Genomic DNA, 26,313 nt, shown 5'->3' on the forward strand with positions numbered 1-26,313 from the left:
TGGCATTAAAATGAAACTGTAAGCAATGTGAGCAATGTCGTGCTCCCCGCAGGCGCCTATCAGACAGACCATTGAGGTGCGATTTGAATGATAATGTTTATCAATATCGTTTGCAAAGCTTTTTTGTCTCCGCCGATAAAACCCGCGGCCAACCGACGTCGTACGGGACGAATTGTTTAATCACAGAGCAAATAAACCGCGTCGGCGGCGCCAGCGATTGGGCCGACCGGCAATGTACGTTACACTAGGCTATCGTTCAATGAACTGCCGCTGTTCCGTCGTGTCATGGATCCGACGCCGGCAGCGTGCCGGGCGGCGCTGCCGGCGCCGCTCAGCAGCACAGCCAACAACCTGTTGAAGCCTCTATGCGCGCTCTGAAAACACTGTTTATTCCGCTGCTGCTCCTGTCGGCAGCGGCCACGGCGGCCGAGAAACCGGCGCCGCAGCCCGCCCCCGCTGTGCCGGATATCCGCCAGAGCGGGTTTATCTATTGCGTCAACGGGATCGTCAATACGTTCAACCCACAGATGGCCAGCAGCGGCGTGACGGTGGATACCCTGGCGGCCCAGCTCTACGACCGGCTGCTGGATGTCGACCCCTATACCTATCGGCTGATCCCCGAGCTGGCGCAAAGCTGGGAGGTGCTCGACGGCGGCGCGACCTATATTCTGCATCTGCGCCGCGATGTGCCGTTCCAGAAAACCGCCTGGTTTACCCCGACCCGCAACATGAACGCCGACGATGTGCTGTTCAGCTTCGAGCGCATGTTCGACCCCAAGCACCCCTATCACGACGTCAACGGCGGTCACTACCCCTACTTCGATAGTCTGCAGTTCAGCAATGCGGTGCAGAGCATCCGCCGGCTGGACGATTACAGCGTCGAGATCCGCCTGAAGCAGCCTGACGCCTCTTTCCTCTGGCACCTGGCGACCCACTATGCGCCGGTGCTCTCGGCCCAGTACGCCGATGCGCTGGCCAAGCGCGGCCACCAGGCGCAGATAGACCGGCTGCCGGTCGGCACCGGCCCCTTTATGCTGGATGAGTATCGCGCCGGGCAGTTTATCCGCCTGGCGCGTAACCCCCAGTACTGGAAAGGAACGCCGCGCATGGCGCAGGTGGTCATCGACCTGGGCGCCGGCGGCACCGGACGGATCTCCAAGCTGCTGACCGGCGAGTGCGATGTGCTGGCCTACCCCGCGGCCAGCCAGCTGGGCATCCTGCGCGACGATCCGCGCCTGCGCCTCACCCTGCGCCCGGGGATGAACGTCGCCTATCTGGCGTTTAACACCCGCAAGCCGCCGCTGGACAACGTCGACGTCCGCCGCGCCATCGCCTATTCGATCAATAACCAGCGTCTGATGCAGTCGATTTACTATGGCACGGCGGAGACGGCGGCTTCCCTGCTGCCGCGCGCCTCCTGGGCCTACGACAACGATGCGCGCGTTACCGACTACAACCCGGAGAAAGCGCGCGCCATGCTCAAGGCCGCCGGGATCAGCAACCTGCGCCTGCAGCTGTGGGTGCCGACCGCCTCCCAGGCCTATAACCCCAGTCCGCTGAAAACCGCCGAGCTGATCCAGGCCGATATGGCCCAGGTCGGGATCAAGGTCACCATTGTGCCGGTAGAGGGGCGCTTTCAGGAGGCCCGGCTGAACGATATGAGCCATGATATGACCCTGTCCGGCTGGGCGACCGACAGCAACGATCCGGACAGCTTCTTCCGTCCGCTGCTCAGCTGCGCCGCCATTCAGTCCCAGACCAACCTGGCCCACTGGTGCGATCCGGCGTTCGATACCCTCCTGCACCAGGCGCTGCAGTCCCAGCAGCTCTCCCAGCGGATTGACGACTATCAGGCGGCGCAAAAAATCCTGGAGCAGCAGCTGCCGATCCTGCCGCTGGCCTCCTCGCTGCGCCTGCAGGCCTATCGCCATGACATCAAAGGACTGGTGCTCAGCCCGTTCGGCAACGCCTCGTTCGCCGGGGTCTATCGCGAAATGCCGCCCCCGGCGCCCGCGCCTGCGCCGCCGGACAAGGAGAAACCATGATTATTTTTACCCTGCGGCGTCTGCTGCTGCTGCTGGTCACGCTGTTCTTCCTGACCCTCGTCAGCTTCAGCCTGCTCTACTTCACGCCCCATGCCCCGCTCTCCGGGGCGTCGCTCACCGACGCCTATCGCTTTTACCTGCACAGCCTGCTGCAGGGCGACTTCGGCGTCTCCAGCATCAACGGTCAGACCATCGTCGGACAGCTGCGTGAGGTGGTCCCCGCGACCCTGGAGCTGTGTATCCTGGGCTTTCTGCTGGCGCTGTTTTGCGGGATCCCCATGGGCATTGCCGCCGGGATGATGCGCGGGCGCTGGCCGGACGGCGCCATCAGCACCCTGGCCCTGCTCGGCTACTCCATGCCGGTATTCTGGCTGGCGCTGCTGCTGATGCTGTTTTTCGCCCTGCACCTGGGCTGGCTGCCGGTCTCCGGGCGCTATGACCTGCTCTACCCGGTGCCCAATATCAGCGGCTTTGCCCTGGTGGATGCCTGGCTCTCCGACTCCCCCTACCGCCGACAGATGCTGCTCAGCGTGCTGCGCCACCTGGTGCTGCCGGTCAGCGTGCTGGCGCTGGTGCCGATGACCGAAGTCATCCGCCTGATGCGCCTCAGCACCGACGGCGTGGTCGGCCAGAACTATATCAAGGCGGCGGCGACCCGCGGCCTGTCGCGGCTGACCATCATCCGCCGCCACGTACTGCACAACGCCCTGCCGCCGATCATTCCCCAGCTGGGCCTCCAGTTCTCCACCATGCTGACCCTGGCGATGATCACCGAGGTGGTGTTCAGCTGGCCGGGGCTGGGACGCTGGCTGATCAACGCCATCCGCCAGCAGGACTTCGCCGCCATCTCTGCCGGTGTCATGGTGGTCGGCACGCTGGTTCTGGTGGTCAACGTTCTGTGCGATATCATCGGCGCCGTCACCAGTCCGCTGAAACATAAGGAGTGGTATGCACTTCGATAACGTCTACCGCGAGAAAAAGGTCCCCAGCCCGCTGCGGCAGACCTGGTATCACTTTCACGCCGACTCGCTGGCCATGATCGGCCTGTACGGCGTCGCCGCGCTGCTGCTGCTGTGCCTGTTTGGCAGCCTGCTGGCGCCCTATGGGCTGGATCAGCAGTTTCTCGGCTACCAGCTGCTGCCCCCCTCCTGGTCGCGCTATGGCAACGTCTCCTTCTTCCTCGGCACCGACGATCTCGGGCGCGATCTGCTCAGCCGCCTGCTGTGCGGCGCGGCGCCGACCTTTGGCGCCGCGCTGACCGTCACCATCGCCGCCAGCCTGTGCGGCGTGCTGATCGGGGTGCTGGCCGGCATCACGCACGGGCTACGCTCGGCGATCCTGAACCATATTCTCGATACCCTGCTGGCGATTCCCTCGCTGCTGCTGGCGATCATCGTGGTGGCCTTTATCGGCCCGCGTCTGGAGCACGCCATGCTGGCGGTGTGGCTGGCGCTGCTGCCGCGCATCGTACGCGCGGTCTACAGCGCGGTGCATGAGGAGCTGGAGAAGGAGTACGTGGTCGCCGCGCGCCTGGACGGCGCCTCGACCTGGTTTATTCTGTGGGACGCCGTGATGCCCAATATCGCCGGAGTACTGGTGTCTGAATTCACCCGCGCACTCTCCATGGCGATCATCGATATTGCCGCACTCGGCTTTCTCGATCTCGGCGCCCAGCTGCCGTCGCCGGAGTGGGGCGCCATGCTAGGCGACTCGCTGGAGCTGCTGTACGTGGCCCCCTGGAGCGTCATGCTGCCGGGCGGCGCCATTATGATCAGCGTGCTGTTGGTCAACCTGCTGGGCGACGGGCTGCGTCGCGCCGTCAACGCCGGGGTAAAATAATGCCGCTACTCGATATCCGCAACCTGACCATTGAGTTCATGACCCCGGAGGGCCCGGTCAAGGCCGTCGACCGCGTCAGCCTGACCCTCAGCGAAGGTGAAATCCGCGGCCTGGTCGGTGAGTCTGGCTCAGGTAAGAGCCTGATCGCCAAAGCCATCTGTGGGGTGACCAAGGACAACTGGCGGGTGACCGCCGACCGTATGCGCTTTGACGACATCGACCTGCTGCGCCTGTCGCCGCGTCAGCGACGCCGCCTGGTCGGCCATAACGTCTCGATGATCTTCCAGGAGCCGCAGTCCTGTCTCGACCCCTCCGAACGCATTGGCCGCCAGCTGATCCAGGCGATCCCCGGCTGGACCTATAAAGGCCGCTGGTGGCAGCGCTTTCGCTGGCGTCGCCGCCGCGCCATTGAGCTGCTGCACCGCGTCGGCATCAAAGATCACCGCGATGCCATGCGCAGCCTGCCCTACGAGCTGACCGAGGGCGAATGCCAGAAGGTGATGATCGCCATCGCGCTGGCCAACCAGCCGCGTCTGCTGATCGCCGATGAGCCGACCAACGCCATGGAGCCGACCACCCAGGCGCAGATCTTCCGCCTGCTGGCGCGCATGAACCAGAACAACAACACCACCATTCTGCTGATCAGCCACGATCTGCAGATGATGAGTAAGTGGGCCGACCGCATTAACGTCATGTACTGCGGGCAGACGGTGGAGAGCGCCAGCTGTGAAGAGATCCTCAGCGCGCCGCACCACCCCTATACCCAGGCGTTGATCCGCGCGATGCCCGACTTTGGCCGGGCGCTGCCGCCCAAGAGCCGCCTGAACACCCTGCCCGGCGCCATACCGTCGCTGGAGCATCTGCCGATCGGCTGCCGCCTGGGGCCACGCTGCCCCTACGCCCAGAAAAAGTGTATTCAGACCCCTACCCTGCGCAGCGTGAAAAACCACAGTTTTGCCTGCCATTTCCCGCTGAACACGGAGGAGGCCCAGTGATGAAAACGCTGCTGGAGGTCCACGGCCTGGAAAAAACCTTTCGCTACCGCACCGGCTGGTTTCGCCGCCAGCGGGTCGATGCGGTCAAACCCCTCAGCTTTACCCTGCGAGAGGGACAGACGCTGGCGATCATCGGTGAGAACGGCTCGGGGAAATCGACCCTGGCCAAGATGATCGCCGGCATGGTCGAACCGAGCGGCGGCGAGATCGTCATCGACGATCATCCGCTGCGCTACGGCGACTACCGCTACCGCAGTCAGTGTATCCGCATGATTTTTCAGGATCCCGCCACCTCGCTCAACCCGCGTCAGCGCATCGGCCAAATCCTGGACGTGCCGCTGCGGCTGAATACCGATCTGGACGCCCCGGCGCGCGAGGCGCGGATCAATCAGACGCTGCGTCAGGTCGGGCTGCGCAGCGATCACGCCTACTACTATCCGCATATGCTGGCCGCCGGCCAGCTGCAGCGCATCGCCCTGGCGCGCGCGCTGATCCTGCAGCCCAAGGTCATCGTCGCCGATGAGGCGCTGGCCGCTCTGGACATGTCCATGCGCTCGCAGATCATCAACCTGATGCTGGAGCTGCAGCAAACGCACGGCATCGCCTATATCTACGTCACTCAGCACCTCGGCATGATGAAACACATCAGCGATCAGGTTCTGGTGATGCAGGCGGGCGAGGTCGTCGAGCGCGGTAGCACCGCCGAGGTGCTCGCCGCTCCGCTGCACGATCTAACCAAGCGTCTGATCACCAGCCACTTTGGTGAGGCTCTGACCGCCGACGCCTGGCGCCGCGACGGCGGCGGCTTTTAACGCGCGCCGGGCGCCGCCGCCCGGCCCCCCCTTAGCGATGGAGACGGACGCCCGCGACCCGGGGCGTTCATGAATGTGTTTGAGGTAAACTGCTGTGACGCTGATTGTCGAAAAACTGCATGCGCATCTGATACTGGCCGCCGTCCTGCTGCTGCTCAGCGCGATGGTATATGGCCTGCGCAAATGCCGGGGAAACCGCGGCACCGCCCTGCTTCAGGTGGCGCAGACCCTGCTGTGGCTGCTGCTGGTGCTGCTGCTGTGCGAAGGGATCAAAAAATACCTGCTCATGGTCGGGCTGTGGCCGTGGATTAAATATATCTCCTTCTGCCAGACTATCCTGATCATCTTTGTCCTGTTTAAGGCCATCTCATCGGCTATCAATATCATCGCCGACCGGCAGGTTAAAAACGGGATCAACCGCTCGAAGACCCTGGTGGTGATCCGCGCCATTAACATCGTCACCCTGTTCCTGCTGGCGACCCTGTTCGGCGAGCAGCTGGGGCTGAATATGTCCGGACTGCTGACCTTTGGCGGCGTCGGTGGCGTCGCTATCGGTATCGCCAGCCGCAATATCCTCGGCAACCTGCTGTCCGGCGTGATGCTTTACTTCGATCGCCCCTTCAACGTCGGTGACTGGATCCGGCTGCCGGAGAAGAATACCGAGGGCGTGGTGACCGAAATCAGCCTGCGCACCACCAAAATCGTCACCTTCGACCAGAAGCCGCTGTATATCCCCAACGCGGTCTTTTCATCGATCATGATCGAAAACCCCGGGCGCAGCGACTACCGCAAGGTCGAGCTGGCGGCGATCGTCAAAAGCTTTGATGCGCAGCAGGTCAGCGCCCTGCTGGGGCTGATCGGCGAGAAGGTGGCGCAGGACCCGCGGGTCAACGGGCAGCTGGATACCTTTATTCATATGCACAATATTACCAAGGATGGTATCCAGATCCTGATTAGCCTGTTCGCCAATACCCGCGACTACGATGTCTATCTGGCGCTGAAGCAGAGCCTGATCGTCTACACCGTCGACGCCGCCAGCGCGCAGGGGCTAGAGGTCACCTGCTGATCGACGCCGCGCGGGGCGATCAAAAAAAGGCCGCATTTGCGGCCTTTTTTAGCATGTGACGACGACGTTCGCGGTAAGTTACAGCGTAACCACGTCGAACTGCACGTCCGGATTCACATCGGCGTCATAGTCTACCCCGTCCAGACCGAAGCCGAACAGGCGCAGAAACTCCTGCTTGTAGCCGCTGTAGTCGGTCAGCTGGCTGAGGTTCTCACTGGTGATGGACGGCCACAGATCGCGGCAGGCCTGCTGTACGTCGTCGCGCAGCTCCCAGTCATCCATGCGGATGCGGGCGTGATCGTCCAGCGCCATGTCGCTACCGTACAGACGCGTGCGCATCATACGATCAACCTGCTCCATGCAGCCTTCGTGGATGCCCTTCTCCTTCATGATCTTGAAGGACATCGAGATGTACAGCGGCATCACCGGAATCGCGCTGGAGGCCTGCGTCACCACCGACTTCAGCACGGCGACGTGGGCCGTACCGCCGTGGGCGGCGAGATCGCCGCGAATGCCCGCCGCGGCGCGGTCCAGATCTTCCTTCGCGCGGCCCAGCGTACCGTGCCAGTAGATAGGCCAGGTCAGGTCGGTACCGATGTAGGAGTACGCCACGGACTTGGCGCCGTCGGCCAGGACCCCGGCGTCACGCAGCGCGGACATCCACAGCTCCCAGTCCTGCCCACCCATGACGGTGATGGTGTTCTGGATCTCCTCTTCCGTCGCCGGCTCGACGCTGGCGGAGATGATCTGATCCTTGTTGGTATCGATGGCGGTGGTGGTATACACCTCACCGATAGGCTTCAGCGCCGAGCGAACCACCTCGCCGGTATCCGGCAGCTTGCGCACCGGTGAGGCCAGCGAGTAGACCACCAGATCCACCTGCCCCAGGTCCTGCTTAATCAGCTCGATCACCTTCTGGCGGCATTCGTTGGAGAACGCATCGCCGTTGACGCTCTTAGCGTAGAGGCCCGACGCTTTGGCCGCCTTGTCGAACGCGGCGGCGTTATACCAGCCGGCGCTCCCGGTCTTGGTTTCCGTACCCGGCTTCTCAAAGAACACGCCGATCGTGGCGGCGCCGGCGCCAAAGGCTGCGGCGATCCGCGACGCCAGGCCATAGCCGGTCGACGCACCGATCACCAGCACCTTTTTAGGGCCGTTCTCAATCGGTCCTTTAGCCTGGGTGTAGGCGATCTGACGACGGACGTTGGCTTCACAGCCAACCGGATGGGTAGTGGTGCAGATAAAACCGCGAACCTTGGGTTTGATAATCATAGTGTCTCTTATCCGTTTTATGGATGAAATCAGGGCATAAGATAGCGCATTGTACCCCAATTGGGTGCTCTGATGTGTTGTCCGCGGCGAAAAAGTCCCGCGCGGCCCCCTTTTCCCCGGCGCCGCTCTCGACTAGGCTTGCAGTACCGATCGCTGTGCGCGTCAGCAGCGTCACTTTTATCCATAAGGGAGAAGCCATGAGTCCAGCTAACAGTGCGACCCCTCTCACGCCGGAGCAGGCGATCAACCGCCTGAGCGCTTACTATGACGGCGCCGTGCGCGCCCTGCGTGACGCCATCGGCGCCTTTGTCGAGCGCGGCGAGGTGCCCGACCCCGCGTCGCGCGCCGCCGGGAGCTTTGTCTATCCGGCGCTGCACGTCTCCTGGGACGGCGAAGGTAAACCCGGCGAGCGCACCCGCGCCTACGGCCGCTTCAACCATCCCGGCCACTATGTCACCACCGTCACCCGGCCAGAGCTGTTCCGCGGCTATCTGCTGGAGCAGTTGACCCTGCTGGTGCGCGAATATGGCGCCCGCATCGAGGTTCGCCCCTCGGCTCAGGAGATCCCCTATCCCTATGTTATCGACGGCGCCGAGCTAGGGCTTGACCGTATGCTGAGCGCCGCGCTGGCCCGCCACTTTCCGACGCCGGATCTCGCCAGCATCGGCGATGAAACCGCCGACGGCGCGCTGCTGGGACGGCAGGATGCCCCGCTCTCCCACTTTGACGCCCTGCGCACCGACTTCTCTCTGGCCCGCCTGCGCCACTATACCGGCACCCCGCCCGAACACGTGCAGCCCTATATTCTGTTCACCAACTACACCCGCTACGTCGACGAATTCGTGCGCTGGGCCCGCCGCCAGATAGGCAACCCCAACAGCGGCTATCGGGCGCTCTCCGGCGCCGGCGGCATTTACATCGATGCCGCCAACGCGGACGACGATCAGCTGGTCAGCGATCTGGCGTGGAAAAACCACCAGATGCCCGCCTACCACCTGATCGGCGACGATGGCACCGGCATCACCCTGGTCAATATCGGCGTCGGGCCGTCCAACGCCAAAACCATCTGCGACCATCTGGCGGTGCTGCGCCCCCACGCCTGGCTGATGATCGGCCACTGCGGCGGCCTGCGCCAAAGCCAGACCATCGGCGACTATGTGCTGGCCCACGCCTACCTGCGCGACGACCATGTGCTGGACGCCGTGCTGCCGCCGGACATCCCGATCCCCAGCATCGCCGAGGTGCAGCGGGCGCTGTACGACGCCACCAAGCAGATCAGCGGCATGCCCGGCGAGCAGGTCAAGCAGCGGCTGCGCACCGGCACGGTGGTGACCACCGACGACCGCAACTGGGAGCTGCGCTACAGCGCCTCGGCCCGCCGCTTTAACCTCAGCCGGGCGGTGGCGGTCGACATGGAGAGCGCCACTATCGCCGCCCAGGGCTACCGCTTTCGCGTGCCCTATGGCACTCTGCTGTGCGTCTCGGACAAACCGCTGCACGGGGAGATCAAGCTGCCCGCCCAGGCCAACCGCTTCTATCAGGGCGCCATCTCCGAGCACCTGCAAATCGGCATCTATGCGCTGGATCTGCTGCGCGCCGAGGGCGACCGCATGCACTCCCGCAAGCTGCGCACCTTCAATGAGCCGCCGTTCCGCTAGCGTGGGCGTCCACGCAGCTGAATTCGCCTCTCTGGCCTACCGCGCTTGCCCCGGCGGGCCACTTTGCGTAACAATGGCAGCCACTTTTTTTGGTCATCACGATCGCTCACCAGCCGGAATCACTATTTCACACTATGTTTCAGGACAACCCGCTGCTTGCCCAGCTAAAACAGCAACTTCACTCGCAGACTCCCCGCGTGGAAGGCGTGGTCAAGGGAACCGACAAAGGCTTTGGCTTTTTAGAGGTCGACGCGCAGAAGAGCTATTTCATTCCGCCGCCGCAGATGAAGAAAGTGATGCACGGCGACCGCGTCCGTGCCGCCGTTCAGGTTGATAAAGAGCGCGAAATCGCCGAGCCGGAAGAGCTGCTGGAGCCTTTCCTGACCCGTTTTGTCGGGCGTATCCAGAAAAAAGAGAACGACGAACGTCTGTCCATCATCCCGGATCACCCGCTGTTGAAAGACGCCATCGGCTGTCGTCCGGCGCGCGGGCTGGATCGCGCCTTCCGGCAGGGAGACTGGGTGCTGGCCGAAATGCGCCGCCATCCGCTGAAGGGCGACCGCAGCTTCTTTGCCGAGATCACCGCCTTCATTACCGACGGCGGCGACCACTTTGCCCCCTGGTGGGTCACCCTGACCCGCCACGATCTGGCACGCAGCGCGCCGCAGTGGCAGGCGGGAACCCTGCTGGAAGAGGGGCTGGCGCGTGAAGATCTGTGCGCGCTGCCGTTTGTCACCATCGACAGCGCCAGCACCGAAGATATGGATGATGCGCTGCACGTGCGCGAGAACGCCGACGGCAGCCTGTGCCTGACCATCGCTATCGCCGATCCGACGGCCTACGTCAGCGCCGACAGTCCGCTGGACGCCGAGGCGCGCCATCGCGCCTTCACCACCTATCTCCCGGGCTTTAACATCCCGATGCTGCCGCGCGATCTCTCTGACGACCTGTGCTCGCTGCGCGAAGGGCAGCGCCGTCCGGTGCTGGCCTGCGAGGTCACCCTCGACGCCGACGGCAGCCTGCGCGACGACATCCGCTTCTTCAGCGGCTGGATCGAGTCCAAGGCCAAGCTGGTCTACGATCGGGTCTCCGACTGGCTGGAGGGCCGCGGCGACTGGCAGCCGCCGAGCGACGATATCGCCGCCCAGATCCGACTGCTGCACCGCGTGGCCAACGCCCGCACCCAGTGGCGTCAGCAGCATGCCCTGGTGTTCCGCGATCGCCCGGACTACCGCTTTGTTCTCGACGATCACGGCGACGTTACCGATATCGTCGCGGAGCCGCGCCGGGTGGCCAACCGCATCGTAGAAGAGTGCATGATCACCGCCAACGTCTGCGCGGCGCTGGTGCTGCGCGAACGCCTCGGGTTTGGGATCTACAACGTCCATACCGGCTTTGATCCGGCGCTGGTGGAGCAGGCCGTCTCACTACTGAACGCCAACGACGTCGCCGCCAACGCCGAGGCGCTGCTGACGCTGGACGGCTTCTGCACCCTGCGCCGCCATCTCGACTCGCTGCCGAGCACCTTCTTAGATAGCCGTATCCGCCGCTTCCAGACCTTTGCCGAAATCAGCACCGAGCCGGGGCCGCACTTTGGCCTGGGGCTGGAGGCCTACGCCACCTGGACCTCGCCGATCCGTAAGTATGGCGATATGGTCAACCACCGTCTGCTGAAGGCGCTGATCGCCGGAGCACCGGCGACGCGGCCGGACCCGACGATGACGCTGCAGCTGGCCGAGCGCCGCCGTCAGAACCGGATGGCGGAGCGCGACGTCGGCGACTGGCTGTACGCCCGCTTCCTGAAGGACAAGGTCAACGCCCCGACCCCGTTCAACGCCGAGATCATCGATATCTCGCGCGGCGGCATGCGCGTCCGCCTGCTGGAGAACGGCGCGGTGGCCTTTATTCCGGCCTCCTTCATCCATGCCGTGCGCGACGAGATGGTATGCAGCCAGGAGAACGGCACCCTTCAGGTGAAAGGCAGCGTCGTCTACCGCCAGGGCGATACCGTTCCGGTGACCCTGAGCGAGGTGCGCCTCGATACCCGCAGCCTGATCGCTAGCCCCTTCAGCGCCTGACGCCGAATGCTCTGGCCCGCCCCGTGCGGGCCATTTTTTTACCCGATCCCCTGACGCCCAACGGCCCTTTTTGTGCCCTCTCCCGCCGCGACGCGTTCCAATATAGTAATCACAGTGATAGTTTTATACGCATTGATTTACGAATCCCTAACATCGCCCATCGGGCGCACTGGAGCCAGTCATGAGTCATATTCTGTTGCTTAACGGCATGAAACCCTTCGGCCACTCTAACGGCCAGCTGAACACCACGCTGCACGATACCGCCCGGGAGCGCTTAGGCGAGCTGGGGCACCAGCTGCGCACGACGACGATCGACCAGGGATACCAGGTAGCGCAGGAGGTGGAGAATATCCTGTGGGCGGACTGCATCATCTATCAGATGCCGGGATGGTGGATGGGGGAGCCCTGGATCGTCAAAAAATACCTTGATGAGGTCTTTACCGCCGGCCATGGCCGTCTGTACACCAACGATGGGCGTACCCGCGCCGACGCCAGCAAAAAATATGGCTCCGGCGGACTGCTGCAGGGCAAAAAGTATATGCTCTCCCTGACCTGGAACGCGCCGCAGGAGGCCTTTGACGATCCGGCCCAGTTCTTCCACGGCCAGGGGATCGACGGCGTCTACCTGCACTTTCACAAGGCTAACCAGTTCCTCGGTATGGCGCCCCTGCCGACCTTCCTGTGCACCGACGTCATCAAGCGTCCAGACGTCGAGCACAACGTGGCGCGCTATCGTGAGCACTTGACGCGCCTGTTCGCCGACGGCGTCCGCTGAGGTCGACGCAAAAAAACGGGGTGCCCCGCCCGTCGCGTGACACCCCAGAGACGGCGACCGGCCCCGGCCGCCGTACGCCGCTCTAGATTATTCGGCGACGCGCGCGCGCTCGGCGGTCAGCTCGGCGATACGCATGATCACCGATACCGCCTTCTCCATCCCTTCCAGCGTAATAAACTCATGTTTGCCGTGGAAGTTATAGCCGCCGGTGAACAAGTTCGGGCACGGCAGGCCGCGGAATGACAGCTGCGCCCCGTCGGTGCCGCCGCGGATCGGCCGCTCGATGGGCTCAATCGCCAGATCGCGCATCGCCTGACGCGCCAGGGCAACGATATGCGGGTGCTTCGCCACCTCGTCGCGCATATTGTAGTAGCTGTCGTCCAGCGTCACCTCAATGTAGCACTCCGGGTGCAGCCCCTGGCCCACCTGCTTGGCGATCTCCATCATGTGCTTCTTGCGCGCCTCAAACCCCTCGCGGCTAAAGTCGCGCACGATGTAGTGCATCTCGGCCTTCTCCACGCTGCCCTTCATCGACACCAGGTGGTAGAACCCCTCATAGCCGTCGGTCTGCTCCGGGACCTCCGCCGCCGGCAGCAGCGCGTGAATACGGTTGGCCAGCCCCAGGGCGTTCACCATCACCCCCTTGGCGCTGCCCGGGTGTACGTTATTGCCGATGATCTTGATGTTGACGGAGGCCGCGTTAAAGTTTTCACACTCCAGCTCACCCACGCCGCCGCCGTCCACGGTATAGGCCCACTCCGCGCCAAAGGCCGCAACGTCGAAATGCTGGGCGCCCTTGCCCACCTCTTCATCCGGGGTGAAGGCCACCCGGATCTCGCCGTGGGGGGTGTTCCCCTGCTTGAGACGCACCATCGCCGTCATGATTTCGGCGATCCCCGACTTATCGTCGGCCCCCAGCAGGGTTTTCCCGTCGGTGGTGATCAGGGTCTGCCCCAGCAGCTGGTGCAGCACCGGAAACATCACCGGGGAGAGAATTTCATCGCCGATTCCCAGGGCGATATCGCCGCCGCGGTAGTTTTCGACGATCTGCGGATTCACGTTTTTACCGCTGGCGTCCGGCGCCGTATCCATGTGGGCGATAAAACCGATGGTCGGTACCGACCAGGCCACGTTGGCCGGCAGCGTCGCCATCACGCAGCCGTGTTCGCTGAGCGTGACCTGCTCCAGCCCCAGCGCCAGCAGCTCACTCTGCAGCGCACGGGCCAGCTTGAACTGTCCCTCGGTACTCGGGACCTGACGTACCCCTGGCTTGGACTGTGTGTCAAAAGAAACATAGTTAAGAAAACGATCAAGTAAGTTATTCATTTGGTATTTTCTCCCTTCTTGTTACCCCATTATGCGGAGCCACCTCCGGCGAAATATTGCGTCAGGTCATTTTTACCGGGGTTTGCCTTTTCTCCTGGCAGAAAAAATCTGACCGCCAACCCGATTCAGCGCAGGCGGTGGATGATTTGTAAACGAATCGGAGCAAATGCCGGGATTTACGCAGGAAATCCGTGAATTCTGCGCGCCTCAGCTTTCAATTATTGTCCGCAGGGTCTATCATGCGCGCTCTAAAAATTTGATCGACGTCGCTGGTTTCGAGCGCCGGAAATCCCGGTGTGCTCACGCAGTCTTTTTCAGCGGCGGTTCTATCTGCAACATCTCTCGGGATAGAGTAACCACTAAATGACTGAGACTTCCTCTGTAGACGCCCAGGCGCTGCCGGTCGTATGCCTGACCCACATCCGCAAATCCTTTGACGGCAAAGCGATCATTCCCGATCTCGACCTGAGCATTAATCACGGTGAATTTGTCACCATTCTTGGCCCCTCCGGCTGCGGTAAAACCACGGTGCTGCGTCTGATCGCCGGGCTGGAAGAGGTCGACAGCGGCCAGGTCGCGCTGGACGGCGAGGAGATAACCCACCAGCCGGCCGAACAGCGCCACGTCAACACCGTCTTCCAGAGCTACGCCCTGTTTCCGCACATGAGCGTCTTTGAAAACGTGGCCTTTGGCCTGCGCATGCAGAAAACCCCGCACCATGACATCGCGCCGCGCGTCATGGATGCCCTGCGCATGGTACAGCTGGACGAGCTGGCCCAGCGCCGCCCGCATCAGCTCTCCGGCGGCCAGCAGCAGCGGGTGGCCATCGCCCGCGCGGTGGTCAATAAGCCACGGGTACTGCTGCTGGACGAGTCGCTGTCGGCGCTGGACTACAAGCTGCGCAAGCAGATGCAGAACGAGCTGAAGGCGCTGCAGCGCAAGCTGGGCATCACCTTTATCTTCGTCACCCACGATCAGGAAGAGGCGCTGACCATGTCCGACCGCATCATCGTGATGCGCGATGGACGTATCGAACAGGATGGCTCGCCGCGCGAGATCTACGAAGAACCGAAGAACCTGTTTGTGGCCAGCTTTATCGGCGAGATCAACATATTCGATGCCGAGGTGCTGCAGCGTATCGATGAGCAGCGGGTGCGCGCCAACGTCGAGGGGCGCGAGTGCGATATCTACGTCAACCCAGCGCTGCCGGTCAGCCAGGGCGACCGCCTCAAGGTGCTGCTGCGGCCGGAAGATCTGCGCGTGGAGGAGATCAGCGACAGCGAGCAGGTCGACGGCATCATCGGCTATGTGCGCGAGCGCAACTACAAAGGGATGACCCTGGAGTCCAGCGTAGAGCTGGAAAACGGCAAGATGGTGATGGTCAGCGAGTTTTTTAACGAGGACGATCCCGACGTAGACCATTCGCTCGATCAGAAGGTAGCGGTAACCTGGGTCGAAAGCTGGGAGGTGGTGCTGCCTGATGAAGAAATCGCGTAAACTGTTTCAAAATGTCGTGATCGCGCTGGTGGTGGGCTGGCTGTCGCTGTTCGTCTTCCTGCCGAACCTGATGATCATCGGCACCAGCTTTCTGACCCGCGATGACGCCAACCTGGTACAGATGGTGTTCACCGGGAGCAACTACGCCCGGCTGTTCGACCCGCTGTACGCCGAGGTGCTGCTGCACTCGCTCAACATGGCGCTGATCGCCACCCTGTGCTGCCTGGCCATCGGCTATCCCTTTGCCTTTATTCTGGCGCGCCTGCCCCACCGGGTGCGCCCGCTGCTGCTGTTTTTGCTGATCGTCCCGTTCTGGACCAACTCGCTGATCCGGATCTACGGGCTGAAGCTGTTCCTCAGCACCCGCGGCTACCTCAACGAATTCCTGCTCTGGATCGGCATCATCGATCAGCCGCTGCGGCTGATGTACACCTCCACGGCGGTGGTGCTGGGGCTGATTTACATTCTGCTGCCTTTTATGGTGATGCCGCTCTACTCCAGCATTGAAAAGCTGGATCGCTCGGTGCTGGAGGCAGCGCGCGACCTGGGCGCCAATCGGCTACAGACCTTCATGCGCATCATCGTACCGCTGACCATGCCGGGGATCGTCGCCGGCTGCCTGCTGGTGCTGCTGCCGTCGCTGGGCATGTTCTACATCGCCGACCTGCTGGGCGGCGCCAAAAACCTGCTGATCGGCAACGTCATCAAGAGCCAGTTCCTCAATATTCGCGACTGGCCGTTTGGCGCCGCCACCAGCATCTGCCTGACGCTGGTGATGGGGGTCATGCTGCTGATCTACTACCGGGTCGGTAAGCTACTCAACCGTAAGGCCAGCGACTTGGCAGACTGACGGACCGCCGCGGCGCCCGCGCCGTGCCGAGGCGTCAATATTTAATATCCATTTGTTTTGTTTGGCAAAATTTTGTCGAATGGTTTGGAGAAGATAACAAAATTGTCTAATCTGCATAAGTATAACGCGTGCGTATGCCGCGCCGCCCGGGAGGATCTGCCATGCTCGGACGCCTGATGCGCGGGGGCTTCATGTCCCTCATCTACGCTTACTTATATATCCCTATCATTATTTTGATCGCGAACTCGTTTAACAGCTCGCGCTTCGGCATCAACTGGAAAAGCTTTACCCTGAGCTGGTACAGCACGCTGATGAACAACGATAGCCTGCTGCAGGCGGCGGGCCACTCGATCACCATGGCCGTGCTCTCCGCCACCTTTGCCACCCTGATAGGCTCCCTGACCGCCGTGGCGCTGTTCCGCTACCACTTCCGCGGCAAGCCCTTCGTCAGCGGCATGCTGTTTGTGGTCATGATGTCCCCGGATATCGTCATGGCCATCTCCCTGCTGGTGCTGTTTATGCTGCTGGGGGTCTCCCTGGGCTTCTGGTCCCTGCTATTTTCGCACATTACCTTCTGCCTGCCCTTCGTGGTGGTCACCGTCTACTCCCGTCTACGGGGCTTTGACGTCCGCATGCTGGAGGCCGCCCGCGATCTCGGCGCCAGCGAGCTGGTTATCCTGCGCAAAATCCTGCTGCCGCTGGCCATGCCGGCGGTGGCCGCGGGCTGGCTGCTGAGCTTCACGCTGTCGATGGACGATGTCGTGGTCTCCTCCTTTGTCACCGGGCCGGGCTATGAGATCCTGCCGCTGAAAATCTACTCGATGGTCAAGGTGGGGGTCTCTCCGGAGGTCAACGCCCTGGCCACCATCCTGCTGGCGCTGTCGCTGCTGCTGGTGCTCGCCAGCCAGCTGATCCTGCGCGACCGCACCCGCAGCTAATCCCGCGACGGGCGGCCGCTGCGCCGCCTGTCGCGCCGCGGACGCTCTCCCGGCGTCGCCGATTATCTTTTTTTGCTACTGCATTAAAATATTCAGATACCCGCGCCTCAGATCGGACGATCTTCCCCCTGCTATGCGTACTGTGCCGCATTTTGGCGTGAAAATTTCCCCCCGCCCCCCCGCCGGGTACCCCCGATCTGCCGCCCCGCTCAAAATGACGCAGCGCTGCGGGAAATTACCGGACCAACTTTTCAGATTGAAATGCAAGAGGTCATTGGTCATACCTTGTACTGTGATCTGATTCGCAAATAGTCATATAATTACGACCAGGACTTGATTAATTAAGCGGCGCGCACCGTGAGGGAGTACGGTCACCACGTCTGACATAAGACAAAACGGGGCTAAAATGGCGTCTTCTACAAAAAAAATCGGGCTTTTTGCCTGCACGGGAATCGTTGCCGGCAATATGATGGGCAGCGGTATCGCCCTGCTGCCGGCAAACCTCGCCAAAATTGGTTCCATCTCTATTTTTGGTTGGTTAATTGCCTTGGTCGGTGCAATGTCGCTGGCCTTTGTCTTCGCTCGTTTGACTACACGCGATCCACAGGTAGGCGGCCCTATCGCCTACGCAGGCCGTCTGGGCCCAGCCTTTGGCTTCCAGACCGCCGTGCTCTACTATCATGCGAACTGGATCGGTAACCTGGCCGACTGCCTGGCCGGGGTCGCCTATCTGTCGGTCTTCTTCCCGATGCTCAACGACCCGATACCCGCGGGCATTGCCAGTATCGTCATCATCTGGATCATGGCCTTCATTAATATGATGGGCGGAACCTGGGTGAGCCGCCTGACGACCCTGGGGCTGATCCTGGTGCTGATCCCGGTGGTCGGTACCGCCATCGCCGGCTGGCACTGGTTTGATCCGGCGCTGTACCACGCCAACTGGAACACCACCCAGAGCAGCAGCGGCAGCGCCGTACTGCACAGCATTCTGATCTGTCTGTGGGCCTTTGTCGGCGTAGAGAGCGCCGCGGTCAGCTCCGGGCTGGTGAAGAACGCCAAGCGCACCGTGCCGCTGGCCACCATGCTGGGAACCGCACTGGCTGGCCTGATCTACATTCTGGCGACCCAGGTGATGAGCGGGATGTTCCCGGCGCAGACCATGGCCAACACCGGCGCCCCCTTCGCCGCCAGCGCCTCGATGATCCTCGGCCCCTGGGCCGCACCGGTGGTCTCGGCCTTCACCGCCTTCGCCTGTCTGGCCGCCCTGGGATCGTGGATGATGCTGGTGGGCCAGGCCGGGGTACGCGCCGCCCGCGACGGTAACTTCCCGCGGATCTACGGCGAGGTTGACGCCCACGGCGTGCCGCGTAAAGGGATCGTGCTGTCGGCGCTGAAGATGACCGCCCTGATGGCACTGATGACCTTCTTGGCCGCCAGCGGCGCCAAAACCTCCGACATCTTCGGCGATTTGATCGGTATCGCGGTGCTGTTAACCATGCTGCCCTACTTCTACTCCTGCATTGCGCTGATCCGCCTGGAGGGCCCCTCCCTGCACCACGTACTGAGCCTGACGGCCGCCACCCTGGGCTGCCTGTTCTGCTTTATCGCGTTAAGCGGCGCGGAGTCGGTCAAGCTGGCGCTGACCTTTATCATCAGCCTGAGCATCCTGATGTTCTACGCCCGCCGCCAGGGCTTTCATGAGAAGGCCTACGCCCGCCTCAACCGGCAGGCGCCGCGCTAAGCGCGCTCACGCTGCCGTCCGCGCCCCTTGCCGGACGGCACGCTAGCCCGTCGGCGTCCGGCGGCGGCCAAGGCTTTACCCCCGCCGCCGCCGCTCCTATAATAGCCCGCCTGTTTGTTGTGGTGCGCCAAGGCGTTACGGCGGCGGACAGTTCCATCTTCTGTTTCGACCTTCACTATAGGGATACGCTGAATGAAAAAGTGGTCACCTCTGGTAGCCGCAGGTTTGCTGGCAATGGGAGCTCATGCCGCACATGCTGCCGATGCGCCGAAAACCGACAATAATACGGTCTACTTCTACAACTGGACCGAATATGTCCCGCCGGGGCTGCTGGAGCAGTTCACTAAGGAAACCGGAATCAAAGTCATCTATTCGACTTATGAATCCAATGAAACCATGTACGCCAAGCTGAAGACGTACCGGGAAGGCGCCTACGACCTGGTGGTACCCTCCACCTACTACGTCGCCAAAATGCGTAACGAAGGGATGCTGCAAAAGATCGATCACGACAAGCTGAGCAACTTCCACAACCTGGATCCCAATCTGCTGCACAAGTCGTTTGACCCGAAGAATGACTATTCCATCCCCTACATCTGGGGCGCGACGGCGATCGGGGTCAACAGCGATGCCATCGATCCGGCCAGCGTGACCAGCTGGGCCGACCTGTGGAAGCCGGAGTATAAGGGCAGCCTACTGCTGACGGACGACGCGCGCGAAGTGTTCCAGGTCGCCCTGCGCAAGCTGGGTTACTCGGGCAATACCACCGATCCCAAGCAGATCCAGGCGGCCTATCAGGCGCTGGTGAAGCTGATGCCCAACGTGCTGGCCTTCAACTCCGATAACCCGGCCAACCCGTTTATGGAGGGTGAAGTCAATCTGGGCATGATCTGGAACGGCTCCGCCTATGTGGCGCGCCAGGCCGGCACGCCGGTGCAGATCGTCTGGCCGAAAGAGGGCGCCATTTTCTGGATGGACAGCCTGGCCATTCCGACCAATGCCAAAAATCCCGAAGGCGCGATGAAGCTGATTAACTTCCTGCTGCGTCCGGACGTCGCCGCGCAGGTCGCGGAAACTATCGGCTACCCGACCCCGAACCTGGCGGCCCAAAAGCTGCTGCCGAAAGAGGTGGTCAGCGACAAGTCGCTCTACCCGGATGCGGAAACCATCGCCAAGGGCGAGTGGCAGAATGACGTCGGCAGCGCCAGCGAAATCTACGAAACCGATTTCCAGAAGCTGAAGGCCGGACGCTAACCGCCCTCAGCGCAGGGGGAGCCTCTCCCCCTGCCTCGCCCCTCAGGCCACGCTCTTGAACGCGCGAATCCGCTGCAGATGCGGCGACAGGCTGGGGAACTTGTGTCCCTGCCGCTCATCCCACACCACATCATAGTACGGCGCCAGCAGCCCGGCGCTGCGCTGGCTATCCAGCACCTCATCGTGACGCGACAGCAGCACCAGACTGCGGCCGCGGTTACGGCTGCGGAAATTATCCACGCACTTGGTGGCGATATCCGCATACTCTTCCGGCCGATCGATGAGCCCCGGCATCGTCTCCTGCGGGAACAGGTTCGGGTTCACCATCACCTGGCGGATGCCGCAGAGAAAACCGATGCGCTCGGCCCAGTACCCCCCGAGCCCGACGCCGCAAATCAGCGCGCCCGGATCGTCGCCCTGGCGGACGACCCGGCTCACCTCGTTGAGCAGATACTGCATGTCGTGCCGCGGGTGACGCGTGCTGTAGCTGATCAGCCGCACGTCCGTATCGATAAACTGCAGCTGCAGTACCTTTTCATGATTGCCCGGACTGGTGGAGTCGAAGCCATGCAGATAAATAATCATACGTCTCCCTAAGCGGTCTCCCGCACGTGTCATCCACGCCGCAGGTCACCTTGACACGCGGCGGCCCTGCGCCTAAAAGGTTGTCCGGCGCCGGTTCTCAGGCCTGTTTGGCCTCCTCCCAGCGCTGGTGTAAGCGTTGCAAATCCTGATGCGCCTGCTTCCAGCGCGCGCTGCCCATCAGCCCCTCGCGATCGACCTGACCACGGTGACGCAGACGCTCGATGCGCGGCGACCCCGCGGCGGACAGGTGGTCCAGCACGCTGATCGCGCCCTGGCGGTTATTGCAGACCAGCACCATATCGCAGCCGGCGTCCAGAGACGCCTGCGCCCGCTGCGCGTAGCTGCCCATCACCGCCGCCCCGTTCATCGACAGGTCGTCCGAGAAGATCACCCCATCGAAGCCCAGCGCCTGACGCAGCACCTGCTGCAGCCAGTAGGGTGAGCCGCTGGCCGGACGGGAGTCCGCCTGTGAGTAGATCACGTGGGCCGGCATGACCGCATCCAGCCTGCCGCGCGCATTCAGCGTCTTGAAAATAACCATATCATGCTCAACGATTTGCGCCAGCGGGCGCTCGTCGATCGGCGTCTCCTTATGGGAGTCCGCGCTCACCTTGCCGTGCCCCGGAAAATGCTTGCCGGTCGCCTTCATTCCCGCCTGGTGCATCCCGTCGATAAACGCCTGCACCAGCGGAATGGCGCTCTCCGCCTCCCGATGGAACGCCCGCTCGCCGATGGCGGCGCTGCCGTGTCCCAAATCCAGCACCGGTGCAAAGCTCAGATCGATATCCATCGCGATCATCTCGCAGGCCATCAGCCAGCCGCCCTCCAGCGCCAGGCGCTGCGCCTCCTGCGGCGTATTGAGCGCGGCATAGGACTGCGCCGCCGGCAGGCGGGTAAACCCCTGATGGAAGCGCTGCACCCGTCCCCCCTCCTGATCGACGGTCACCAGTAAAGGGTGGCGCGCCGCCTGGCGAATTTGGCGCACCAGCTCGCGCAGCTGGCCCGGATCGTCAAAATTACGGCTAAACAGGATCACGCCACCGACCAACGGATGGTCCAGGATCTCTCGCTCCTCGGCATCCAGCGCATAGCCGGCGACATCCAGCATTACAGGGCCCACACGACGTCTCCTCTCTCGCGGCGCCGCGCGCCGCATGGATTATTGAGTTAAATTGCGCAGCAGGACATCGGCCTGCCGCCGGTAAATAGGTTGCTGCGTCTGCTGCCAGCGCAGTTCAAACCACAGCCAGGCCATATAGTCCACCCAGCCCAGCCAGCGATTCAGCTGCTGCAGCAGACGCGCGGCGTCACGGTAGCCCCCCTGACGACAGTAGGCCGCGACCAGCTCGGCCCGCCCGGCGCCGTCCAGGGCATAGTTTCGGCTCAGCGCCGCTAAATCCAGCGCGATATCGCCGCTGGCGGCGTACTCCCAGTCGATCAGCCCCACGGCGCCGTCCGCGCCGATCAGATTGCCATCGTGAATATCCATATGCAGCAGCGCCAGCTTAAGCGGACGCGGCTCACGGCGGCGCTGCCAGCGCTGGTGCACGCGCTGCGCCAGAAAGCCACGCCGCTCGGGCGCCAGCTGCGCCCAGTAGGCGGCGCAGTAGCGTCGCAGCGAGCGCGACGTCAGACGCGGCGGCAGGCGGTGCAGACGCACGACGAGCGCCGCCAGCTGCGCCATCGACAGCGCACCCGGCGCCAGGGTCTCGCCGGGCAGCCAGCCGGCCAGCAGCCAGCCATCAACGGTGCCATAGCAGGTTGGCCCCAGCCCCGCCGCCGCCCCATCCGCAGCGCCCGCCCCTCGCGGCGCCGATCGATCCCCAGATGGCGCCGCGGCGGCGTGATCGGTCGCAGCAGAATGGTGACACTGTCACCATTTTGCGCGCGCCAGTTATCGCCGCTCAGCCCCTGCGTCAGGCTAAACTGCCAATCGGCGCCCGGCAGCGAGGGAAAGCGGCGACGCAGCACCGCCCGCATGGCCTGCGGATCAGAGCGCAACCGGGCCTTTACCCGACCAGATGATCTCCCCGCTCTGCACCAGCATCAGCTGCATCGCCAGACGCGGCGCCTGCACATTGCCGCTGACGGTGGTATACAGCACATACTGGGCGCTCACCTGCCGCGCCAAGCCGATCGCCTTGCTACGCGATCCAAGGCTGTCATTGGCCGCCAGCCCCAGGCTCTGCTTCGCCTGCGCCAGCTGCGCCGTCGACACCATCTGGAACCGGGGGTTACCGGCCAGCGCGCTGCGCAGCACCTCGCTGGCGTTGGCCATACTCAGCTGGCCGTTGGTTTTATTTTGCACCCCGTCCACCAGCAGAATCGAGCCGGCCTCGACCCCCGGCGCGCTCAGCAGCTGATCGATCAGCGGCGCAAAGCTGCCCTGCCAGTCCACGCTGGTCATCTTGGGCGGCTGGGGGACCGGGGTGACGACCGGTGGCGTCGGCGTCGGCACCACGCTGGGCTTCGCCGGCGTCGTTGGCGCCGGCGGCTGAGAGGGCGTCTCACCGCGCGGCAGCAGTCCCTGACAGCCGCTCAGCAGCAGCACGGCCAGCGCGATCCCCGACATTCTCTTTATCATTATGCTCAATCCTAGTTACCCATCAGTAATAAAGGTATAGCCGCACCTGGCGCGCCTGCGGATCCCGGCTGAACGACGTCAGCCTGACCCTCTCCCCGCTCTGCAGCGTTAGACGGGCGGGCGCCGGCGCCGGCGCGATCTCCAGTCCCCGGGCGTCATACCAATAGAAGCGGTAGTGCAGCGGCAGCGTCGCGCCGCCCTCGCCGTCACCGTAGCTGACCTGTGCCTGCGCGGTGCGTCCGCTCCCCTGCGCCGTTATCTGCGGTGCGGTGGCCGTGACGCCCGCCGCCAGCAGCCCCGGCTCCATCACCAGACGCTGCTCCGCGTTGATCGGGATCCGCGACGGCGCCGCGCATCCGACCAGCCACAGCGGCGTCAACAGCGCCAGCATAGCCCAACTGCGATTCCCTGCCATACCCCCTCCTTACCCGGCGTCGGGCCGCGGTTAGCGCGCGAGCAGCGGCCCCAGCGGACGCCCGCCGAGCAGATGCATATGGATATGGAACACCTCTTGCCCCGCGTCGCGGTTGCAGTTGATCACCAGGCGATAGCCGTTCTCATCAATCCCCTCCTGGCGCGCGATCTTTGCCGCCGCGCTGATCATCCGCCCCAGCGCCGCCTCATCCTGCGGCTGCACATCGTTCACCGTTGGGATCAGCCTATTCGGCACGATAAGCACATGGCTCGGCGCCTGCGGCGAAATATCGCGAAACGCCGTGACCAGTTCGTCCTGGTACACCACATCGGCGGGAATTTCACCGCGGATAATTTTGCTAAAAATGGTCTCTTCAGCCATGACAGATATCCTTAAACAGAGAGAGGGAGAATGATGATAAGGGCCGGCTCCGGCGCCCGGAACACGCTTTACGCGCCGCCGCGCTCAGCGTCTTTAGCCATCGTACCGGCGAAGCGAGGCCCAACCCCGCGTCGAGTCCCTTAATTCCCCCCTCGGCCGCAGGCGACGGAGAATTGACGGAGAATTAAGGAACCCAGTCAGCAGTATGAGTAGAGCGCGTCCGGCTTTCAAGCCTTAGACGAGCGGAACGGCGTAACTGGCGCCTTTTCCGCCGCCGCCGCGGGCCGGGCGTGTCAGCGGTGGCGATCCCCGCCATCGCATATCCGCCGCAGGCTGAATCGCCCAAGCGCTCACCCGGCACCGGGCGGGTTTTACGGGAGAAGAGATATCGGTGCGCCGCCGATACCAGACAGACTCCGCGCGGCAAGCAGCCTAGCCCAGTGGGCGCGCAGCGGCAAAAGGCGGCATCTGTTTTTTTTAAACCGGAGCGGAGGAAAAGCCACGCCGCCGCGGAAAGGGGGTCATCGCGAGTCCCCATCGATGATTCAGGGCATTGGGTGTGCTCACGGGATCAGAGGTTGAATGACAAGGACGAGGGGCGTTTACCTGCTGACGAGCGCGCCCTGCTAGCAGAAACGGTCGATACAGGGTGTTTAGGATTGGCTATTCAACGGAAACGCCGGCAAGTGCATGGCCATTATCCTGAATAAATAAACGGTGTCTGCTCAGGTTTTGCCCGCGGCGAAGAGCGTGAGTCACCGTATCACCTTTAGTAAGGGTGGCAAAATCCGTATCGCTCCGGTTTCTGATAAAGTTATCCGGGAGATCAATACCAAAAATTCCGGCATATTATTTATTGTTTGATGTCGATGACGCGGCATAGCGGCCAATATTCCACAATGTAAAATCCCATCCCCCTAAAGGTCAGGCAGTACACGTGCGACGGCATACATTGACGGCACATTTTATGATCGACGGCGGAAATAGGCTCACCCGGTAACGCATAATCGGATATGCCCCCGTCAGCAAACGCTGGCATACGCCCATCTCCCCCGCGGATGTTTTATCGGACGCAAGCTCACCAATCCACGCGAAAGGAGGTATCCACATCGCCCCCGCAAGGGTGAACTCGGGTGGGACGTTAGTGCCCCCTGCAATGAAAAAGCCCACTGAAAGGAGGTATCCACATCGCCCCCGCAAGGGTGAACTCGGGTGGGACGCTAGTGCCCCCCTGCAATGAAAAAGCCCACTGAAAAACGCATTTCAGTGGGCCTATGACGCCCGGTACGGGGCGTTGTTCGACGCGACGTCAGGGTTACTGCTGGGACTGATTCATTTTCCCCTGGCGATCCAGCATCAGCTGCACGCGTTTTTCAAAATTCTGGTTAACCTGCTTCTTCTGCTCCGGGGTCAGCAGATTGTAGATCTGGTTTTCCATCTTCATTCTGGCCAGCGCCGCGTCATTGCGCGTCTTGTTGTTGGCCTCTATCTGCGCGCGCGCGGCCGCTTCGTCAAACTTATCGCTGGCAACGAGCTGATGCATCTGCTTAAAGTGGTCCACGTTATGGGGCATCGGGTGCGTATTGCGGAACTGCAGACGAATGTCGCGGATCTGCTGGCGCTGCTCCGGCGTCAGCTGGATCCCGGCCAGCATGCCGCCGTCGTGCCGGGCACCTTTTTTCTGCATCATCTGATTTTGATGGTGCATCATCCCCATACCATCACCATTGCCCATGCCATTCTGCGCCTGTGCGGCGGTGCTATCGGCCGCATTCGCCGCGCCAACGCCCAGAGCCAGAGTAGAAGCAAGAAGGAGTGCCGTCATTTTACGCATTAAGAATTCCTCTGTATCAATTTATGTTCGGTGATTTCGCCGTGTGCCTGGAAATAAATTTAGCTGAAAAGAGTTCAAGTAATTATATCCAGTGTAAATAACTGAAAGCAGAATTACGCGGAATAGCTTAATTATGGATTAATTATGAAGAGTGGGGATGAAAATCGACTATTGATGCGCCGCGATCCCCCTGCCGCCGTGCGCGCCGCCGTTTTTCAGCGCTGCTGAGGTATCCGCGTGGGCTAGACGACGCCGGCGGGAATCGCGGGCGCGCCATAAATAAAATAACCAGCGCGACGCGGAGTAATAGAATTAAATAGGAAAAGGATTAATTAATCCAGTCAAAAATGCAGCGTTGCCCCGATAATTCG

General features: G+C 62.3%; 24 protein-coding genes. 14 read left to right on the forward strand and 10 right to left on the reverse strand.

Features of this window, described 5'->3' with window-relative positions; genetic code table 11:
- The first annotated feature begins 365 nt into the window (after positions 1–365).
- From sapA to BRD58_RS09680, 6 genes are all read left to right on the forward strand, one after another.
- The gene (sapA, locus tag BRD58_RS09655) at positions 366–2,045 is read left to right on the forward strand and encodes an ABC transporter substrate-binding protein SapA (RefSeq protein WP_034168323.1); all 1,680 of its coding nucleotides are present in this window, start codon (positions 366–368) and stop codon (positions 2,043–2,045) included.
- A complete protein-coding gene (sapB, locus tag BRD58_RS09660; protein ID WP_015461561.1) occupies positions 2,042–3,007 on the forward strand; it encodes a putrescine export ABC transporter permease SapB in 966 nt (321 codons plus the stop codon). Before sapA ends, sapB begins: the two co-directional genes overlap by 4 nt.
- Positions 2,994–3,884 (forward strand): putrescine export ABC transporter permease SapC, encoded by an 891-nt coding sequence (sapC, locus tag BRD58_RS09665; protein ID WP_012848709.1) that lies wholly within the window; start codon positions 2,994–2,996, stop codon positions 3,882–3,884. Before sapB ends, sapC begins: the two co-directional genes overlap by 14 nt.
- A complete protein-coding gene (gene sapD / locus BRD58_RS09670) occupies positions 3,884–4,879 on the forward strand; it encodes a putrescine export ABC transporter ATP-binding protein SapD (RefSeq protein WP_015461562.1) in 996 nt (331 codons plus the stop codon). Before sapC ends, sapD begins: the two co-directional genes overlap by 1 nt.
- Complete coding sequence (gene sapF, locus BRD58_RS09675) at positions 4,876–5,691, forward strand: putrescine export ABC transporter ATP-binding protein SapF (protein ID WP_109579648.1); 816 nt, start codon at positions 4,876–4,878, stop codon at positions 5,689–5,691. Before sapD ends, sapF begins: the two co-directional genes overlap by 4 nt.
- Before the next feature lie 94 nt (positions 5,692–5,785).
- Entirely contained in the window at positions 5,786–6,757 is a 972-nt protein-coding gene (locus BRD58_RS09680; protein WP_012848712.1) for a mechanosensitive ion channel family protein, read from the forward strand.
- Positions 6,758–6,835: 78 nt separating this feature from the next.
- On the opposite strand, the gene fabV is transcribed toward BRD58_RS09680, so the two are convergent.
- The gene (gene fabV, locus BRD58_RS09685) at positions 6,836–8,029 is read right to left on the reverse strand and encodes an enoyl-ACP reductase FabV (RefSeq protein ID WP_015461564.1); all 1,194 of its coding nucleotides are present in this window, start codon (positions 8,027–8,029) and stop codon (positions 6,836–6,838) included.
- 197 nt (positions 8,030–8,226) lie between these two features.
- Here fabV and BRD58_RS09690 point away from each other — a divergent pair, with 197 nt between their 5' ends.
- The 3 genes from BRD58_RS09690 (at position 8,227) to BRD58_RS09700 (ending at position 12,540) form a co-directional block, all read left to right on the forward strand.
- On the forward strand, positions 8,227–9,687 hold the full coding sequence (locus tag BRD58_RS09690; RefSeq protein WP_069578681.1) for an AMP nucleosidase: 1,461 nt from the start codon (positions 8,227–8,229) through the stop codon (positions 9,685–9,687).
- Positions 9,688–9,821: 134 nt separating this feature from the next.
- A complete protein-coding gene (locus BRD58_RS09695; protein WP_073382558.1) occupies positions 9,822–11,765 on the forward strand; it encodes an exoribonuclease II in 1,944 nt (647 codons plus the stop codon).
- Positions 11,766–11,946: 181 nt separating this feature from the next.
- Positions 11,947–12,540 carry an NAD(P)H-dependent oxidoreductase gene (locus tag BRD58_RS09700; RefSeq protein WP_012848716.1) on the forward strand — a complete coding sequence of 198 codons (594 nt, stop codon included), beginning with the start codon at positions 11,947–11,949 and terminating at the stop codon, positions 12,538–12,540.
- Between the two features lie 87 nt (positions 12,541–12,627).
- On the opposite strand, the gene pepT is transcribed toward BRD58_RS09700, so the two are convergent.
- Complete coding sequence (pepT, locus tag BRD58_RS09705; protein ID WP_012848717.1) at positions 12,628–13,866, reverse strand: peptidase T; 1,239 nt, start codon at positions 13,864–13,866, stop codon at positions 12,628–12,630.
- 363 nt (positions 13,867–14,229) lie between these two features.
- Between pepT and potA the strand changes: the two genes are divergently transcribed.
- From potA to potD, 5 genes are all read left to right on the forward strand, one after another.
- Complete coding sequence (potA, locus tag BRD58_RS09710) at positions 14,230–15,363, forward strand: spermidine/putrescine ABC transporter ATP-binding protein PotA (RefSeq protein ID WP_015461567.1); 1,134 nt, start codon at positions 14,230–14,232, stop codon at positions 15,361–15,363.
- Entirely contained in the window at positions 15,347–16,213 is an 867-nt protein-coding gene (potB, locus tag BRD58_RS09715; protein ID WP_034168326.1) for a spermidine/putrescine ABC transporter permease PotB, read from the forward strand. Before potA ends, potB begins: the two co-directional genes overlap by 17 nt.
- 161 nt (positions 16,214–16,374) lie before the next feature.
- Positions 16,375–17,151, forward strand: a complete 777-nt coding sequence (gene potC, locus BRD58_RS09720) for a spermidine/putrescine ABC transporter permease PotC (protein WP_012848720.1) — start codon at positions 16,375–16,377, stop codon at positions 17,149–17,151.
- 406 nt (positions 17,152–17,557) lie between these two features.
- On the forward strand, positions 17,558–18,892 hold the full coding sequence (cadB, locus tag BRD58_RS09725) for a cadaverine/lysine antiporter (RefSeq protein ID WP_012848721.1): 1,335 nt from the start codon (positions 17,558–17,560) through the stop codon (positions 18,890–18,892).
- A gap of 192 nt (positions 18,893–19,084) precedes the next feature.
- Positions 19,085–20,143 (forward strand): spermidine/putrescine ABC transporter substrate-binding protein PotD, encoded by a 1,059-nt coding sequence (gene potD / locus BRD58_RS09730; protein WP_034168328.1) that lies wholly within the window; start codon positions 19,085–19,087, stop codon positions 20,141–20,143.
- Between the two features lie 42 nt (positions 20,144–20,185).
- Here potD and ycfP read toward each other — a convergent pair whose 3' ends face one another.
- The 8 genes from ycfP to BRD58_RS09775 form a co-directional block, all read right to left on the reverse strand.
- Complete coding sequence (ycfP, locus tag BRD58_RS09735) at positions 20,186–20,728, reverse strand: alpha/beta hydrolase YcfP (protein ID WP_012848724.1); 543 nt, start codon at positions 20,726–20,728, stop codon at positions 20,186–20,188.
- Between the two features lie 97 nt (positions 20,729–20,825).
- Positions 20,826–21,848: a beta-N-acetylhexosaminidase gene (gene nagZ, locus BRD58_RS09740; RefSeq protein WP_073382562.1), complete on the reverse strand. Its 1,023-nt coding sequence runs from the start codon at positions 21,846–21,848 to the stop codon at positions 20,826–20,828.
- Between the two features lie 39 nt (positions 21,849–21,887).
- On the reverse strand, positions 21,888–22,463 hold the full coding sequence (locus tag BRD58_RS09745) for a phosphotransferase (RefSeq protein WP_321970054.1): 576 nt from the start codon (positions 22,461–22,463) through the stop codon (positions 21,888–21,890).
- Positions 22,358–22,729, reverse strand: coding sequence for a hypothetical protein (locus BRD58_RS18235; RefSeq protein WP_236721583.1), 372 nt, complete (start codon positions 22,727–22,729; stop codon positions 22,358–22,360). Before BRD58_RS18235 ends, BRD58_RS09745 begins: the two co-directional genes overlap by 106 nt.
- Positions 22,719–23,309 (reverse strand): penicillin-binding protein activator LpoB, encoded by a 591-nt coding sequence (lpoB, locus tag BRD58_RS09750; protein WP_073383898.1) that lies wholly within the window; start codon positions 23,307–23,309, stop codon positions 22,719–22,721. Before lpoB ends, BRD58_RS18235 begins: the two co-directional genes overlap by 11 nt.
- A gap of 25 nt (positions 23,310–23,334) precedes the next feature.
- Complete coding sequence (locus BRD58_RS09755; RefSeq protein WP_078057731.1) at positions 23,335–23,727, reverse strand: YcfL family protein; 393 nt, start codon at positions 23,725–23,727, stop codon at positions 23,335–23,337.
- Between the two features lie 30 nt (positions 23,728–23,757).
- Complete coding sequence (hinT, locus tag BRD58_RS09760; protein ID WP_012848729.1) at positions 23,758–24,108, reverse strand: purine nucleoside phosphoramidase; 351 nt, start codon at positions 24,106–24,108, stop codon at positions 23,758–23,760.
- A gap of 1,315 nt (positions 24,109–25,423) precedes the next feature.
- A complete protein-coding gene (locus BRD58_RS09775) occupies positions 25,424–25,942 on the reverse strand; it encodes a Spy/CpxP family protein refolding chaperone (protein WP_012848732.1) in 519 nt (172 codons plus the stop codon).
- Positions 25,943–26,313 lie beyond the last annotated feature (371 nt).

Source organism: Edwardsiella piscicida (assembly GCF_001896205.1).
GTDB lineage: Bacteria > Pseudomonadota > Gammaproteobacteria > Enterobacterales > Enterobacteriaceae > Edwardsiella > Edwardsiella piscicida.